This window comes from Arthrobacter sp. Bz4 (genome assembly GCF_003075455.1).
Taxonomy (GTDB): Bacteria; Actinomycetota; Actinomycetes; order Actinomycetales; family Micrococcaceae; genus Arthrobacter_D.
Genome location: NZ_QDAE01000001.1, coordinates 1 through 15,438, shown reverse-complemented (window position 1 = coordinate 15,438; position 15,438 = coordinate 1). Strand labels below are relative to the sequence as shown.

The 15,438-nt window shown below is 64.9% G+C and carries 12 protein-coding genes; 2 read left to right on the top strand and 10 right to left on the bottom strand.

The genetic code is table 11. From position 1 onward, the window contains the following. Nucleotides 1–124: 124 nt before the first annotated feature. The 8 genes from whiA to DDA93_RS00025 form a co-directional block, all read right to left on the bottom strand. Nucleotides 125–1,105 (bottom strand): DNA-binding protein WhiA, encoded by a 981-nt coding sequence (gene whiA / locus DDA93_RS00060; protein ID WP_019483789.1) that lies wholly within the window; start codon nucleotides 1,103–1,105, stop codon nucleotides 125–127. 19 nt (nucleotides 1,106–1,124) lie between these two features. Further along, on the bottom strand, nucleotides 1,125–2,156 hold the full coding sequence (gene yvcK, locus DDA93_RS00055) for a uridine diphosphate-N-acetylglucosamine-binding protein YvcK (protein ID WP_116777758.1): 1,032 nt from the start codon (nucleotides 2,154–2,156) through the stop codon (nucleotides 1,125–1,127). Further along, nucleotides 2,156–3,058, bottom strand: a complete 903-nt coding sequence (gene rapZ, locus DDA93_RS00050; RefSeq protein ID WP_024475750.1) for an RNase adapter RapZ — start codon at nucleotides 3,056–3,058, stop codon at nucleotides 2,156–2,158. Before rapZ ends, yvcK begins: the two co-directional genes overlap by 1 nt. A gap of 63 nt (nucleotides 3,059–3,121) precedes the next feature. Next, nucleotides 3,122–5,209 (bottom strand): excinuclease ABC subunit UvrC, encoded by a 2,088-nt coding sequence (gene uvrC / locus DDA93_RS00045; protein ID WP_116777757.1) that lies wholly within the window; start codon nucleotides 5,207–5,209, stop codon nucleotides 3,122–3,124. Beyond that, complete coding sequence (locus DDA93_RS00040; RefSeq protein WP_019483785.1) at nucleotides 5,209–5,877, bottom strand: lysophospholipid acyltransferase family protein; 669 nt, start codon at nucleotides 5,875–5,877, stop codon at nucleotides 5,209–5,211. The genes uvrC and DDA93_RS00040 overlap by 1 nt, the downstream gene beginning before the upstream one ends. Beyond that, entirely contained in the window at nucleotides 5,864–6,601 is a 738-nt protein-coding gene (locus DDA93_RS00035) for an HAD hydrolase-like protein (protein WP_116777756.1), read from the bottom strand. Before DDA93_RS00035 ends, DDA93_RS00040 begins: the two co-directional genes overlap by 14 nt. Before the next feature lie 28 nt (nucleotides 6,602–6,629). Continuing rightward, entirely contained in the window at nucleotides 6,630–9,485 is a 2,856-nt protein-coding gene (gene uvrA, locus DDA93_RS00030) for an excinuclease ABC subunit UvrA (RefSeq protein ID WP_051317590.1), read from the bottom strand. A 130-nt stretch (nucleotides 9,486–9,615) separates the two neighbouring features. Next, entirely contained in the window at nucleotides 9,616–10,035 is a 420-nt protein-coding gene (locus DDA93_RS00025) for a GntR family transcriptional regulator (protein ID WP_237742074.1), read from the bottom strand. Between the two features lie 112 nt (nucleotides 10,036–10,147). Here DDA93_RS00025 and DDA93_RS00020 point away from each other — a divergent pair, with 112 nt between their 5' ends. Continuing rightward, on the top strand, nucleotides 10,148–10,786 hold the full coding sequence (locus DDA93_RS00020) for an MBL fold metallo-hydrolase (RefSeq protein ID WP_116777755.1): 639 nt from the start codon (nucleotides 10,148–10,150) through the stop codon (nucleotides 10,784–10,786). A 121-nt stretch (nucleotides 10,787–10,907) separates the two neighbouring features. On the opposite strand, the gene DDA93_RS00015 is transcribed toward DDA93_RS00020, so the two are convergent. Further along, nucleotides 10,908–11,693, bottom strand: a complete 786-nt coding sequence (locus DDA93_RS00015) for a methyltransferase domain-containing protein (RefSeq protein ID WP_347693132.1) — start codon at nucleotides 11,691–11,693, stop codon at nucleotides 10,908–10,910. 49 nt (nucleotides 11,694–11,742) lie between these two features. On the opposite strand from DDA93_RS00015, the gene DDA93_RS00010 reads away from it, so the two are divergent. After that, a complete protein-coding gene (locus tag DDA93_RS00010) occupies nucleotides 11,743–14,265 on the top strand; it encodes a DEAD/DEAH box helicase (protein ID WP_116777754.1) in 2,523 nt (840 codons plus the stop codon). 116 nt (nucleotides 14,266–14,381) lie between these two features. Here DDA93_RS00010 and DDA93_RS00005 read toward each other — a convergent pair. Further along, nucleotides 14,382–15,438, bottom strand: a 1,057-nt coding sequence (locus DDA93_RS00005; protein WP_133185367.1) for an HNH endonuclease signature motif containing protein, incomplete at its 5' end; no start/stop codon positions are given.

Below are 15,438 nucleotides of genomic sequence, written 5' to 3'. Positions count from 1 at the left end.
GTCGGTCCGACACAGCGGGTGATTTGGCACTCCAGCCGGTCAGACACCGTAGTTGGTTCACTAAGGCATGGAACCCCGCCGTTGTCAGCGGTATTCCTGTGCCGCTTCCATCCTATGCAGAGATTCACTCGTCCAGCATGTCGGCTGTCACATTGGCTTCGGTTCCCGGTATTCCAATTTCGATGGCACGCTTGTCGGCCATCGCAAGCAACCGCCGGATCCGGCCTGCGATGGCGTCCTTGGTCATGGGCGGGTTGGCCAGGCCGCCCAGCTCGTCAAGGCTCGCCTGCTTGTGGGCGACTCTCAGCTCGCCCGCATACTTGAGGTGATCGGGGACACCCTCGCCGAGGATCTCCAGGGCGCGTTCAACGCGTGCGCCGGCGGCAACGGCGGCCTGCGCCGACCGCCGCAGGTTGGCGTCGTCGAAGTTCGCCAGGCGGTTGGCGGTGGCCCGGACTTCCTTGCGCATCCGGCGTTCCTCCCAGACCATAAGCGCGTCATGGGCACCCATGCGGGTCAGCAGAGCGGCGATGGTGTCGCCGTCCCGGATCACCACCCGGTCCACTCCCCTGACCTCGCGTGCCTTGGCTGCGATGCCCAGGCGGCGTGCGGCACCCACCAGGGCCAGCGCGGATTCGGGGCCCGGGCAGGTGACCTCCAGGGACGAGGAGCGGCCCGGTTCGGTGAGCGAGCCGTGTGCCAGGAACGCGCCCCGCCAGACCGCTTCGGCGTCGGCAGTTGATCCGTTGACGACAGCCGAGGGCAAACCACGCACGGGTCGGCCCCGGTTGTCGAGCAGCCCGGTTTGCCGGGCGAGGGATTCGCCGTCGCGCACCACCCGCACCACATAGCGGTTGCCGCGACGCAGGCCGCCGCCGGAGACCACGATGATTTCGCTGTTGTGCCCGTACACCTCGGCGATGGTGGTGCGCAGCCGCCGGGCCGTGGAAGCGAGGTCAACCTCGGCTTCGATGACAATTCGGCCAGAGATGATGTGCAGGCCGCCGGCAAAACGCAGCAGAGCCGACACCTCGGCTTTGCGAACCGATGACTTCTTGACAGAGAGGTGCGACAGCTCCTCTTTTACGTCCGCAGTCAGCGCCACAAATACAACCTCAGATCGATTAGTTTTCACCAAACATGTCATGAAACGCAGTCGCGAGACGCAGGGGATCATGAACAGGTTTGCCCGTTGAAGAACCTACCTTACCCAACACTGCGCGGCCTCCCATCTCGGCGACGGCGGCCACGAACTCGTCGCGGTTGCCAATGACCGTCGGGTCGGCGATGACAACGTCGACAGTGAACTCGGGGGCGTACCGCCTGATGACCTCAAGGTGGTCCACCGCTGACATGCCGACGGTTTCCTTCGTCTCATTGCTGAGATTCATGGTCAGGCACCGCTTGGCGGTGGTGCTGCACAGGGCTTCCCGGAGTTCGGGCAGGAGCAGGTGTGGGAGGACGGAGGTGTACCAGGAGCCGGGCCCGAGAATTACCCAGTCGGCCAGTTCGACCGCGGTGAGCGCGTCAACGCAGGCTGGCGCACCGGCAGGGAGCAACCGGACATTATTGACGTTTCCGGCGCTGCCCGCCACTGCCAGCTGGGACTGGCCGCTGACGGTGCGCAACCGCAGTGAACCGTCCACCTCCGAGAGCACATCGCCTTCGATGGTCAGCGGCACGCTCGCCATCGGCAAGACCCGCCCCCGGGCCCCGAGGAGTGCACCAGCCCATTGCAGGCCCGCCACCGGGTCCCCGAGGAGTTCCCACAGGGTGACGATTAACAGGTTGCCCAGGGCATGGTTGTCGAGGGATCCTTCGGCGCCGTGCTTGGAGGTGAACCGGTGCTGCATGACGTCCCGCCAGGTTCGGCCCCAGTCGGTGTCGTCGCAGAGGGCGGCCAGAGCCATCCGGAGATCGCCGGGCGGCAGCACCCCCAGTTCCTCGCGCAGCTTGCCGGAGGAGCCGCCGTCGTCGGCCACTGTGACCACCGCGGTGAGTTCCGAGGTGAGCAGGCGGAGCGCCGAGAGCGACGACGACAGCCCATGGCCGCCGCCGAGGGCAACCACCGAGGGCGCGTTGTCCTGCGGACCCGACCCGCGTCGGTTGGCGGCCGCTGCCGGCAGCATGGGAAGCGACCCGGTGAGCAGCGCCACTATTCCCTACCCAGATCGCGGTGGTGGGCTGTGACCTGCAGCCGGGGCTGTTGCGCCAGCCGCTTCGCGATTTCTTCGGTCACGGCCACCGACCGGTGCTTTCCACCGGTGCAGCCGATGGCGATGGTGGCGTAGTGCTTATTCTCGCGCCGGTAGCCCTCAAGCACGGGTTCGAGGGCGTGGACAAACCGGTCCACGAAGTCCGCTGCACCGGTGGCACCCAGCACATAATCGCTCACAGGCTGGTCGAGCCCGGTCTGGGGCCTGAGCGCCGGCACCCAGTGCGGGTTCGGAATGAACCTCACATCGGCCACGTAGTTCGCGTCGACGGGCAGGCCGTATTTGAAGCCGAAACTCATCACATTGATCCGCAGGACGATTGGGCCGGACTCGGAGAAAAGTTCGGTGATCGTGGTGGCGAGGGCGTGCACGTTCAGTTCCGACGTGTCAACCACCAGGTCGGATGCCTCCCGGAGCTGCTTGAGCACCTCACGTTCGGCGGCAATCCCGTCGAGGATCCGCCCCTCGTCCTGGAGAGGGTGGGGCCGGCGCCCCTGCTCGAACCGGCGGACCAGTGTGTCATCGGCAGCGTCAAGAAAGAGGACCCGGTAGTTGACTCCCGAGATGCGCAGCGCCTCGAGGGAGCCGCGAATGTCATGGAACAGCTCCTGGCTGCGGACGTCGACGACGACGGCGAGCTTGGGAATGGATTGCGGCATCCGCGCGACCAGGTCGGTCAGGGTGCTCAGCATCTGTGGGGGAAGATTTTCCACCACATACCAGCCGTGATCCTCCAGCGCGTTGGCGGCGGTGCTCCTGCCAGCGCCGGACATTCCGGTCACCACCAGCAGCTCCGATTCGTCAGGCTTGATCGGAGTAAGGCTGTCGTCGCCCTCAGTCATTGCGTGTTTCCATCCTGGCTGTTAATCATGGCTCAAACAGGTCTTCCCCACCCTCTACCCTAGCTAAGAATCGAGGATTTCGCCGGTGGCCATATTCACCGCTGGTGCGACTGCCGCCGTCGAGCCGTCGGTGGCGGCCAGCGCAAGATTACGCTGCAATGTTTCGGCAAGGGACGGCCCCACTCCCGGCACCGCCTGCAGCTCTGCAAGGGAGGCGGCACGAATTTTTTTGACCGACCCGAAGTGCGCCAGCAGCGATTTTTTCTTCGACGGACCAAGGCCGGGAACCGAGTCGAGTGCCGAGGCGGTCATCGATTTGCCCCGCTTTTGCCGGTGGAAGGCGATTGCGAATCGGTGCGCCTCGTCCCGGATGCGCTGCAACAGGAACAGGCCCTCCGAGGCGCGCGGCAGGATCACCGGAAAGTCGCTGTCGGGCAGCCAGACCTCTTCAAGGCGTTTAGCCAACCCGATCACGAAGACGTCGTCGATGCCCAGGTCTTTCAACGCACGGGCGGCCGCGTGGACCTGCGGCTGGCCACCGTCGACCACCACCAGGTTCGGTGGGTAGGCGAATTTCTGCCTGGTCGTGGCAGTGGTGGTGTCGGCGCGTGGCACGGTGGTGCCGCTGTAGATGCCGGCGTTGTCGCCAGCGTTGACGCCGTCGTTGTTGTTGCTGTTGTTGCCGCTGCCGCTGCCGCTGCTGCCGCCGTCGTCCTCGGAGTTCATGCCCTGCGGCACCGGACCGGTCTTCTCGGCGAGGTAGTTGCGGAAGCGGCGCTGGATCACGTCGTACATCGAGGCAGTGTCGTCGCGGGCGGCGTCGCCGGTGATGGAGAACCTGCGGTAGTCGGCCTTGCGGGGCAGCCCGTCCTCGACGACGACCATCGACGCGACCACGTTGGTGCCCTGGACGTGGGAAATGTCGAAACATTCGATCCGCATCAGGGGTTGCGGCAGGTCGAGGGCCTCCTGTAGCTCCTGAAGGGCCGCGGAGCGGGTGGTGAGGTCACCTGCCCGCCTGCTCTTGTGGAGTCGGAGGGCGTCGGCAGCATTTTGTTCGACGGTGCCGAGCAGGGTTGCCTTGTCGCCGCGGCGGGGAACCCGCAGGTCCACCCGGGCGCCGCGGAGGCCGGCGAGCCAGACGGACATCTCGTCGGCGTTGCTGGGCAGCTCGGGGACGAGCACTTCGCGGGGGATCTGGTTGTTGCTGCTGCTGCCGTCGCCGTAGACCTGCTGCAGCAGGTGCTCCACCAGATCGGCGGTGCCCATGTCCTCGACCTTCTCCACCATCCAGCCGCGCTGGCCGCGGATCCGGCCACCGCGGACGTGGAACACCTGGACGGCGGCCTCCAGCTCGTCTTCTTTCAGAGCGAATATGTCGGCGTCGGTGTCCTCGGACAGGACCACGGTGTTGCGCTCGAACACCCGTTTCAGGGCGGCGATGTCGTCCCGGGTCCGTGCTGCGGATTCGTAATCGAGCTCGGCGACGGCGGCGGCCATCCGCTTTTCCAGGTCCACGATGAACCGGGTGGCCTGGCCGCCCATGAAGTCACAGAACTGTGCCGCGAGGTCGCGGTGCTCCTCGGGACTGATCCGGCCGACGCAGGGGGCCGAGCACTTGTCGATGTACCCGAGAAGACAGGGACGGCCGGTGCGTTCGGCACGCTTGAACACGCCGCTGCTGCAGGTACGGACCGGAAAGACGCGCAGGAGGGTGTCAACGGTTTCCCGGATTGCCTTGGCCGGGTAGAAGGGTCCGAAATATCTGGTGTCCTTCCTGCGGTCGCCGCGCATCACCTGGACCCGGGGATACTTCTCCCCCATCGTGACGGCGAGGTAGGGATAGGACTTGTCGTCGCGGAACATGACGTTGAACCGGGGGTTGAACTCTTTGATCCAGGTGTACTCAAGCTGGAGCGCTTCGAGCTCGCTGCCGACGACGGTCCATTCCACACTCGCGGCAGTGAACACCATCGCCCTGGTCCGGGGCAGCAGGCCCTGCGGGTTGGCGAAGTAGGAGTTCAGTCGGGAGCGGAGGTTTTTGGCTTTGCCAACATAGACCACCCGGGAATGTTCGTCCCTGAACCGGTAGACGCCCGGGTCGACCGGGATTTCACCGGTTTGGGGCCGGTAGCTGCGGGGATCGGCCATTATTCAAGCACCGGACTCTGGTTGTAGCTGGTGGAGCGCTGCTGACCGCTGAGCGCCGCGATCGAGTCCATGATGGTGTCGGTGACCTGTCGGCGTGCGGGCAGTGAGTGTCCCGGTCCGGTTTTCTCGAAGTACAGGGGCGTGCCGATCTTCATGGTGAAGTGTTGGGGTTTGATGCGTTTCTGGCCTGCTGGCTGCAGATTCTCGGTGCCGATCAACCCGACGGGTAGCACCGGCGCGCCGGTGGTGAGCGCAAGCCAGCCGACACCGGTGCGCCCACGGTAAAGCAGCCCGTCCCGGGACCGGGTTCCCTCCGGGTAGATGCCGATCCCGTTGCCGCCTTCCAGTAGTTCGTGGAGGGTTTTCAGCGCCTGGACACTCGCGGCTTGCTGCCCACGCTCTACCGGGATGGAGCCGACTCCTTCGAAGAAGGACCGCATGGCTTTGCCCTTGATCCCGCGGCCAGTGAAGTACTCGGCCTTGGCGAAGAAGGCGACCGGGCGGGGCATGAGTGCCTGGATCAGCACGCTGTCCAGGAAGGACAGGTGGTTGGCCGCGACAATCAGTGGCCCAGCGGCAGGCACCTGGTCCAGGCCCTCGACGGTTGGCCGGCAGAGCCCGGCGATCAGTCCGCGGGTGCTGCTCCGGGTGAGGTCATAAATTCCCATGACCCACCCCCTGCGGCACCCTTCTCAGGATCAGTTCCAGCAGCGCGTCGGCGGTGGTGGCTGGCGTGGTGGCGCCCACCACGCTGAACTCCTCGACTGACCCGAACCCCCAGGTCACCGGAATACAGTCCAACCCATTGGCCACCGCTCCGGAGATGTCGTGGGACCGGTCGCCGATCATGATGGCGCCGTCGTACCTGCCCTCATGCCGGGCCAGGGCTGCGGCGATGATTGGAGTCTTGCCGTCGGGACCGGGTGACTGTTCCTCATCGGGAGACCCATGCACGGAGTGGAACAGGCCGGCCAGCTGTTGGACGCCAAGGAGCTCCTGGGCGAGGCCCTGCGGCTTCTGGGTCGCCACGGCGACCAGATGGCCCGCCGCGCGCAGCGTCTCCACCACACCGACCACGCCGGGGTAGGGCCGGCTGGCGGCCATCCCCCGGGTGCGATAGCCCTCCCGGTAGTGCGCGATCACCGATGCCAGTTGGCCCTCGCTTACCCCGGCGATCTCCCGCAGGGACGTCACGAGCGGCGGACCAACCATCTTCCGCAGCATGTCTTCGGACGGCCGGGGCAGTCCGTGGGCTTCCAGGGACCCGATGATCCCTCCGGTGATGGCGCCTGCGGGGTCGACGAGAGTTCCATCCAGGTCAAAGAGCACGAGCAGGCGGTAGTTCATCACCGGCCAAGTTTCCCACAGCCGGTGCCCAGCAGAAAACTGCATTCCTCCCACGGAATATGTTGGATGCTGTCTATCGTCCGAGTGTCTCGGCGAGGAACGTGCCCGTGTAGCTGGTGGTCGACTTGGCCACCTGCTCCGGCGTTCCGGTGGCGATGATCTGTCCCCCGCCCGACCCGCCGTCGGGCCCGAGGTCGATGACCCAATCGGCGCTCTTGATCACATCCAGGTTGTGTTCGATGGTGATTACCGTGTTGCCCTTGTCCACCAGCCCCTGCAGGACGAGCAGCAGCTTCCGGATGTCTTCAAAGTGCAGACCTGTGGTCGGCTCGTCCAAAACGTAGATACTGCGACCGTTGGACCGCTTCTGCAGTTCGCTGGCCAGCTTCACGCGCTGTGCCTCACCGCCGGACAAGGTGGTGGCCGGCTGTCCGAGCCGCACATAGCCAAGACCCACTTCGACGAGCGTGTTGAGGTGGCGCGCGATCGGGCTGAACGCAGCGAAGAATTCGGCGCCCTCTTCGATCGGCATGTTCAACACATCGGCGATGGTCTTGCCCTTGTAGTGGACTTCGAGCGTTTCCCGGTTGTAGCGCTGACCGTGACATACCTCGCACGGCACGTATACGTCCGGGAGGAAGTTCATTTCAATCTTCAGGGTGCCGTCGCCGGAGCAGGCTTCGCAGCGGCCGCCCTTCACGTTGAATGAGAACCGGCCGGGGAGGTAGCCCCGGACCTTCGCCTCGGTGGTCTCGGCAAACAGCTTCCGGATGTTGTCGAAGACACCGGTGTAGGTGGCAGGGTTGGAGCGTGGTGTCCGGCCGATCGGGCTCTGGTCGACGTGGACCACTTTGTCGAGATGTTCGAGGCCATCGATCCGCTTGTGCCGGCCGGCAACCTGCTTGGCGCCGTTGAGCTTGTTGGCCAGCACCTTGTAGAGGATCTCATTGACCAGGGTGGACTTCCCTGACCCGCTGACACCCGTGACCGCGGTGAGGACGCCCAGCGGGAAGGCAATGTCAAAGGACGTCAGGTTATGTTCGCGTGCACCGACCACCTTGAGCTGCCGGGACTTGTCGATCTTGCGGCGCTTCTTCGGGATCTCGATCTTCCGCCGACCGGAGAGGTAGTCACCGGTGATGGAACGCTCATTGGTGAGGAGGTCTTCAAGCAGACCGGAGTGGACCACCTCGCCGCCGTGCTCGCCGGCGCCGGGGCCGATGTCGACAATCCAGTCGGCTTCCTGGATGGTGTCCTCGTCATGCTCGACGACGATCAGGGTATTGCCGAGGTTACGGAGGCGGGCGAGCGTCTCGATCAGCCGCCGGTTGTCGCGCTGATGCAGCCCGATTGACGGTTCATCGAGAACGTAGAGTACGCCCACAAGTCCTGAACCGATCTGGGTTGCCAGCCGGATGCGCTGTGCCTCTCCGCCGGACAGGGTCCCGGAGGCGCGTTCGAGGTTCAGGTACTCGAGTCCCACGTCGAGCAGGAACTGGAGCCGGGCCTGGATTTCCTTGAGGACCTGGCTGGCAATCTGGGCTTCACGGCCGGTGAGCACCAGGTTGTTGAGGAAGTCGCTGCAGTCGCGCATTGGCATGGCTGCGACCGACGCAATGGATTTACCGTTGATCAGGACCGAGAGTGAGGCCGGGTTCAGCCGGGCTCCGCCACACGCGGGGCACGGGATCTGCCGCATGTACTCCTCGTAGCGGTCGCGTGCATGGTCGGACTCGGTTTCGAGATGCTTGCGGTGGATGTACTGCACAGCGCCTTCGAAGCCGGTGCTGTACTTACGCTCCCGGCCGAACCTGTTCTTGTACTGCACCACCACCTTGTGGTCCTTGCCGTACAGGGCTGCTTCCCGGGCGCGGTCCGGCAACTTGTGCCAGGGCACGTCCATCTTGAAGTTCAGCTCTTTCGAGAGACCCTCAAGCAGCCGGGTCCAGTACTCGAGGGTTGCGGTGCCCAGCGACCAGGGGGCGATGGCGCCTTCCGCCAGACTCAGGTCCGGGTTGGGGACGACCAGCTCTTCGTCAACCTCAAGCTTGGTGCCGATCCCGGTGCAGACGGGGCACGCGCCGAAGGGGTTGTTGAAGGAGAACGAGCGTGGCTCGATCTCATCGATGGCCAGGGGGTGCTCGTTGGGGCAGGCCAGGTGCTCGGAGAACGCCCTGACGCGTTTGCTGTCTTTTTCGGGCAGATCAACGAAATCGGCGAGGACCCGGCCGTCGGCCAGCTTGAGCGCCGTCTCCACCGAGTCGGTGAGCCGCTGACTGATGCCGTCCTTGACCACCAGCCGGTCGACAATCACTTCGATGGTGTGTTTGTACTGTTTGCCGAGCTTGGGCGGATCGGACAGCTGGACGACGTCGCCGTCGACACGGGCGCGGGCGTAGCCTTTGGCCGTCAACTCCTGGAACAGGTCGACGAACTCTCCCTTGCGGCCTCGCACCACGGGGGCGAGGATCTGGAATCGGGTGCCCTCTTCGAGTTCAAGCAGCTGGTCGACGATCTGCTGCGGGGTCTGCTTGGCGACCGGTTCGCCACAGGTGGGGCAGTGGGGGCGTCCCACGCGGGCCCAGAGGAGGCGCATATAGTCGTAAATCTCGGTGATGGTGCCGACTGTTGACCGGGGGTTCTTGTTGGTCGACTTCTGATCGATGGACACCGCTGGCGACAGACCCTCAATAAAGTCCACGTCAGGCTTGTCCACCTGACCCAGGAACTGCCTGGCGTAGGCCGACAGGGACTCGACGTAGCGACGCTGACCTTCCGCGAAGATCGTGTCGAACGCGAGGGATGACTTCCCCGACCCTGAGAGACCGGTGAAGACGATCATCGCGTCACGCGGCAGGTCGAGGTCAACGTTGCGCAGGTTGTGCTCGCGTGCTCCCTTGACGATCAGACGCGAAAGATCCTGCGACATTTTGGGATCGGAAAACTCAGATTCGAGCGAAGTTGCAATAGACACCCGTTCACTCTAATTGAAACCGTGTTCGAATACATATTCGATCGGCTGGTTTTCAGCGTGTCGTCGGCGCGTTGGCCCCCGATGTTCACCGACGGCGCAGAGCGGCCCGCAGATAGGCAACGGCCTCGTCCTCGGTGAGGCCGTTGGCCTTGATCACATCCGCGTATTTGTCGGCGGCTGCGGCCGCCCGTTGCCGTGCTTCATCTCCTGCCGCCGCGACAACGGTGCCTGCCCGCGACCGGGTGACCACAATGTTGGCCTGCTCCAGTTCCCGATACGCCCTGGCGACGGTGTTGACTGCTACTCCGAGGTGGCCGGCGAGGGTGCGCACGGGTGGCAGGCGGGTCCCGACGGGAAGCGATCCGTTGTTCGCGGCGTCGAGAATCTGCACGCGGAGTTGTTCGTAGGGTGGCACAGAGCTTGCCTGGTCAATGCGGAGCCAACTGGTGACATCGGAGCTGCCTGTTGCGCCTGGATTCACTGTGGCCTTTCCGGTCTCTGTCACTCGTCACTGTTGTCCGGCCATTTCCCGGGCGGACCGCTGATGCCCATATTGTTCCATGCACCCCTGTGCCCCGAAAGTTTTGCCCATTTACCGGCGTGCCTAGACTGGGTTCATGCTTACTCTTCAGGATCTGACCATCCGCTCGATCTCGGTCAGCGAGATGGACAACAACGTCTACCTGCTCACCTCGAAGGCCACGGGCGCACAGGTGCTGATTGACGCCGCCGATGACGCTCCCGCCATCATGGCGCTCCTTGCCGAGGGCGCCGCAGACACCACGGCTGAGCCGAAGCTGGCGCTGATCGTCACCACCCATTCGCACTGGGACCATGTTCGGGCGCTGGCTGACGTCGTCGGGCAGACGGGAGCGCGCACTGCGGCCGGCACGGAAGACGTCACCGACATAGCGGTGCCCACGGATGTTCGGCTGGAGCACGGGGATACTGCCACTTTCGAGGGCTTCGACCTCGAAGCCATCAAGTTGCGCGGACACACACCGGGGAGCGTTGCCCTGTTGTACCGCGACCCGCACGGCCCGGCACACCTGTTCACGGGGGATTCGCTGTTCCCCGGCGGCATCGGGAACACCCAGGGCGACGCCGCCCGGTTTGAGTCGTTGCTCAGCGACGTGTCCGAGCGGATCTTCGACTATCTGCCGGACGACACCTTCGTGCATCCCGGCCATGGGAAGGGCACCACCGTCGGGGCTGAACGCCCGCAGCTTGAGGAATGGCGCGCCCGCGGCTGGTAAAAACCGGCCGTCCGGCGGGCTCACCGCCGTCGGAACCCACCTTCCCGTCCACCTGTGTGCAGGTGCGTTAGCTGGCCCCCGGCTCAGGGCTGGCGGGAACTATCCCGCGGGGTCCTTGCTCCTACTTCGCCCGGTCTTGACGCCGACGGCGAAGATCCGGCGGAAGCCGAAGACTGTCCCCCAAGGTTCCTCGGGGTAGGCTCCACGCAGCAGGGCAGCATACTGTTCGACGAAGGCCGCGGCGTCGTCGTCGGACAGCGCATTCAGTACCGGGGCGCAATCCGGTGCCCTTCAGCCATTGCAGCACCGGATCGGGTCCCGTGAGGACGTGCTGGTAGGTGGTCTCCCAGACGTCGGCGGTCATGCCCGCCTCGCTGAGCATCCGCAGGTACTCCTCCGGCTCCGACACGACATCGGTATGCCTCAGCACTCCCCCAAGCTGGTCCCGCCAGGCGTTCGATCCGGCCAGTTCGCGCATCAAGGTGTGCGCCGGGGATCCGAAGTTGCCAGGAACCTGCAGGGCCAGCCAGGCACCGGGACGAAGCACCCGTGCCCACTTCTGCACCAGTTCGGCCTGACCGGGCACCCACTGCAGGACGGCGTTGGTGACGACGACGTCGACGTCGTCTGCGGGTGAGAAGTCTCGGATATCACCGGTCTCGAACCGCAGGTTCGGCGGCGGGTCGGCTTGGTCATTGGCGCGCTGCACCATGTCGGCGGATGAGTCGATGCCCAGCACCCCGGCGTCGGGCCAGCGTTCGGCCAGCAGCCGGGTGAGGTCCCCCGGCCCGCACCCGAGATCGACGACCACCCGCGGATCGGCATGGTCGACCCGACCGACCAGATCGAGGAACGGCCTGCCCCGGTGGTCAGAGAACAGAGAATACTGGGTGGGATCCCATCGCATTGCTCCAGCGTATCCGGCGGTGAGGCAGCTACGGATAGGCTGGAGTCCTATGAGAATTCAGGAACACCTCCCCGCAGGCACGGATCAGCCCGACGACGTTTACGGCGCCTTCCTCGAGTGGACGACCAGCGAGGGAATGAGCCTGTATCCGGCGCAGGACGAAGCTGTGCTGGAGCTGGTCTCCGGGAACAACGTGATCCTCGCGACGCCCACCGGATCGGGGAAGTCGCTGGTGGCGGTCGCAGCCCATTTCGATGCGATCGCCCGCGGGAAACGCAGCTACTACACGGCTCCGATCAAGGCTCTGGTGTCCGAGAAGTTTTTCGCCCTCTGCGAGACCTTCGGTGCCGAGAATGTCGGGATGATCACCGGTGATTCAGGGGTCAACCAGGACGCACCGATCATCTGCTGCACAGCAGAAATCCTGGCGAACATCGCGCTTCGTGAAGGTGCGCTGGCCGACGTCGGCACGGTCATCATGGACGAGTTCCACTTCTACTCCGACCCGCAGCGCGGCTGGGCGTGGCAGGTTCCTCTCCTTGAACTCCCCCAAGCCCAGTTCCTCCTGATGTCGGCGACCCTCGGCGACATGACCCGTTTCGACGAGGAGCTGACCGAGCGCACCGGCCGACCCAGCACCACGATCAGCAGCGCCGAACGGCCCATCCCGCTGCACTTCTACTACGTGGAGACCACCGTTCAGGAATCGCTGGAGGAACTCCTCAGTACCCGGCAGGCGCCGGTGTATGTGGTGCACTTCAGCCAGGCCGAAGCGATTGAACGCGCCCAGAACCTGATGAGCGTGAACGTCTGCTCCCGGGAGGAGAAGGACAGGATCGCCGACCTGATCGCGACCTTCCGGTTCTCCTCCGGGTTCGGCAAGACACTCAACCGACTGGTCCGGCACGGCATCGGCGTCCACCACGCCGGGATGCTCCCCAAGTACCGTCGGCTGGTGGAGCAGCTCGCGCAGGCGGGACTACTTAAGGTCATCTGCGGCACCGACACCCTCGGCGTCGGGATCAACGTCCCCATCCGCACGGTGCTCCTGACCGCACTGAGCAAGTACGACGGCGTCCGCACCCGGCTGCTCAACGCCCGCGAGTTCCACCAGATCGCGGGCCGGGCGGGACGGGCCGGTTATGACACGGCGGGGACCGTCGTCGTGCAGGCACCTGATCATGTGGTTGAGAACACGAGGGCCATGGCGAAGGCCGTCGGGAAGTTCGGCGACGATCAGAAAAAGCTCCGCCAGGTGGTCAGGAAGAAACCACCCACCGGGTTTGTGTCGTGGGGTAAGCCAACCTACGAGCGGCTCGCCGCCGGCACGCCCGAAGCGCTCACGTCGAGTTTCGCCGTCAGCCACTCGATGCTCCTGAACCTGTTGGAACGACCCGGCAATCCGTTCTCCGCGGCGCAACGTCTGCTCAACGAAAACCATGAGACCCGGGCTTCCCAGTTGCAGCTGACCCGTAAAGCCATTGGCATTTACCGGTCGCTGGTCACCGCTGGAATTGTCGAGCGGCTCCCCGAGCCCGATGCCGACGGCCGGACCATCCGGCTGAAGGTCCACCTGCAGGCCAACTTCGCCCTCAACCAGCCGCTCTCCCCCTTCGCGCTGGCCAGCCTGGAACTGCTGGACCCCGAAAGCCCCACCTACGCGCTCGACGTCGTCTCGGTGATCGAAGCGACCCTCGAAAAGCCCCGCCAGGTCCTCAACGCCCAGGAGAAAAAGGCGCGCGGCGAGGCGATTGGCGCCATGAAGGCCGACGGGGTCGACTATGACCAGCGGATGGCGCTCCTCGAGGAGGTCACCTACCCGCAGCCGATGGCCGAACTGCTGTTCCAGGCCTTCGATGTCTACCGCAGTGGTGCGCCCTGGCTGGGCGACTTCGAGCTGACCCCCAAGTCGGTGGTCCGGGATATGTATGAGCGGGCCATGAACTTCGGCGAGTACATTGCCTACTATTCGCTCACCCGGTCCGAGGGCATCCTGCTGCGCTATCTCGCCGACTGCTATAAGGCATTGCGCCAGACCGTTCCTACCGAGGCGCTGCGGGAGGATCTGACCGACATCATTGAATGGCTCGGCGAACTGATCCGGCAGGTCGATTCGAGCCTCCTGGAGGAATGGGAGCTGCTCGCCGCCGGAGGCCGCGCCGACAGCGGGACCGCTCTCGAACTGCCGCCGGAACCCGACTCGGTGACCTCCAACGAGCGTGCATTCCGCGTAATGGTCCGCAACGAGATGTTCCAGCGGGTCAAACTTTTCGCCGACGAGGATGATGTCGCCCTTGGCGCGCTGGATGGTGGTTCCGGTTGGGATGCGGACCGCTGGACGGAGGCCCTCGACGGCTACTTCGGTGACTACGAGGACATCGACGACGGGCCCGAGGCCCGCGGACCCGCACTGCTGATCATCGAGAAGGTGCCCGGCAGCTGGAAGGTCCGGCAGATCTTCAAGGACCCGTTCGGCAACCATGACTGGGGTATCAACGCGGTCATCGACCTGGCTGCCTCCGATGAGGCCGGCACAGCCGTGGTCACCGTGACCAGCGTCGGGGCGCCCTAGTCCGGCGGTGCTGGCTGGAAAGATGGTTCTCCCAGAAAGATGGTGCTTCCAGCAGGGCTGTGCTTCTAAAAGGGCGGTGCTTCTAAAAGGCATTGCTGCCTAGCAGGGCGGTGCTTCTAGAAGGGCGGGGGTATGTCGGGTGGTGGGGCTGGTGGTGGGTCGGGTCGGGTGAGGTAGGTTTCGCCGGCAGGCGAGATCGCGATGATCGTCCCGGGGTCGGGTTGTTGGTAGTGCCAGTAGCCTTCGGTTTTGAACATGTGGTGGCGTTTACACAGGGCCGCCAGGTTTGAATAGGACGTTTTGCCGCCTTGGGACCAGGGTGTGGTGTGGTCGAGTTCGCAGAACACCGCCAACCGGTTACATCCCGGATGCCGACACGTCCCGTCCCTGACCCGGACCGCATCCTTAAGGTCCTGCGGGACCCGGTACGTGGTCGCATCAGCGCCAAGCCTGGCCCCGGTAAAGGGGTGGGTGAGGATCCTGGTGAACGATGGTGCGTGCCCGGCGAGTTTCCGGGCGGCCTCGGGATCAATCGGACCGTAACCTTCCAACTCACCCGGGGTGTCCCCGCCGAGGAGAGTCATCACCGGGACGGTGACAAACACCTTCGCCTGCACACCCCAATACACGCTGGCCTCCCACGGCTGACTGGGGCTGCTGTTCGTCCGGGATCCGGGGTCGGTCCCAGCGGCAGCAGCGGGGTCAGCACCAGCGGCAGCAGCGGGGTCAGCACCAGCGGCAGCGCCGGGGGCAGCAGCTGGGTCAGCGGGGTCGGGTGCTTCATGCCTGTGTCCGGTGGGTCCGGCACTGGTGAGGACATCCACCAGAACATCGGCGCGTAACTGGGTGAGAGTCCTGGCCTCGTCGGGGCCCTGCAAGGCCCGGGCTGCGGTGTCGACCCGGTGGAAAATCCCGGCCGCCTGTTCGGTGGGCAGGTACGCGGCGAGCCAGGCCATCCCGTCGTGGGCGGGGTTCAGGACCACCTCGCGTTCCCGGAGAGCTTTCCGGTGCCGGCTACTGATGGGTTCGGGGTGGAGTTTTTCGCGTAACCGGTGGGCCTGGCGGCAGAACTTCGTCACGGTGGTCTGACCGGCCAACGCGATCAGCCTGGTTTCATAGGCGGCCGCCAGGGCGGGGTCGGTGTCGGGCATGTCTGTGGCTTCTTCGACAACG

Bases quoted from the DNA above. Each gene is read 5' to 3' on its own strand.
- rapZ (WP_024475750.1), bottom strand. From the start codon at position 3,058: ATGACTGAGGGCGACGACAGCCTTACTCCGATCAAGCCTGACGAATCG.
- DDA93_RS00020 (WP_116777755.1), top strand. From the start codon at position 10,148: ATGCTTACTCTTCAGGATCTGACCATCCGCTCGATCTCGGTCAGCGAG.
- DDA93_RS00015 (WP_347693132.1), bottom strand. From the start codon at position 11,693: ATGCGATGGGATCCCACCCAGTATTCTCTGTTCTCTGACCACCGGGGC.
- DDA93_RS00010 (WP_116777754.1), top strand. From the start codon at position 11,743: ATGAGAATTCAGGAACACCTCCCCGCAGGCACGGATCAGCCCGACGAC.
- uvrA (WP_051317590.1), bottom strand. From the start codon at position 9,485: ATGTCGCAGGATCTTTCGCGTCTGATCGTCAAGGGAGCACGCGAGCAC.
- uvrC (WP_116777757.1), bottom strand. From the start codon at position 5,209: ATGGCCGATCCCCGCAGCTACCGGCCCCAAACCGGTGAAATCCCGGTC.
- DDA93_RS00035 (WP_116777756.1), bottom strand. From the start codon at position 6,601: ATGCAGTTTTCTGCTGGGCACCGGCTGTGGGAAACTTGGCCGGTGATG.
- DDA93_RS00040 (WP_019483785.1), bottom strand. From the start codon at position 5,877: ATGGGAATTTATGACCTCACCCGGAGCAGCACCCGCGGACTGATCGCC.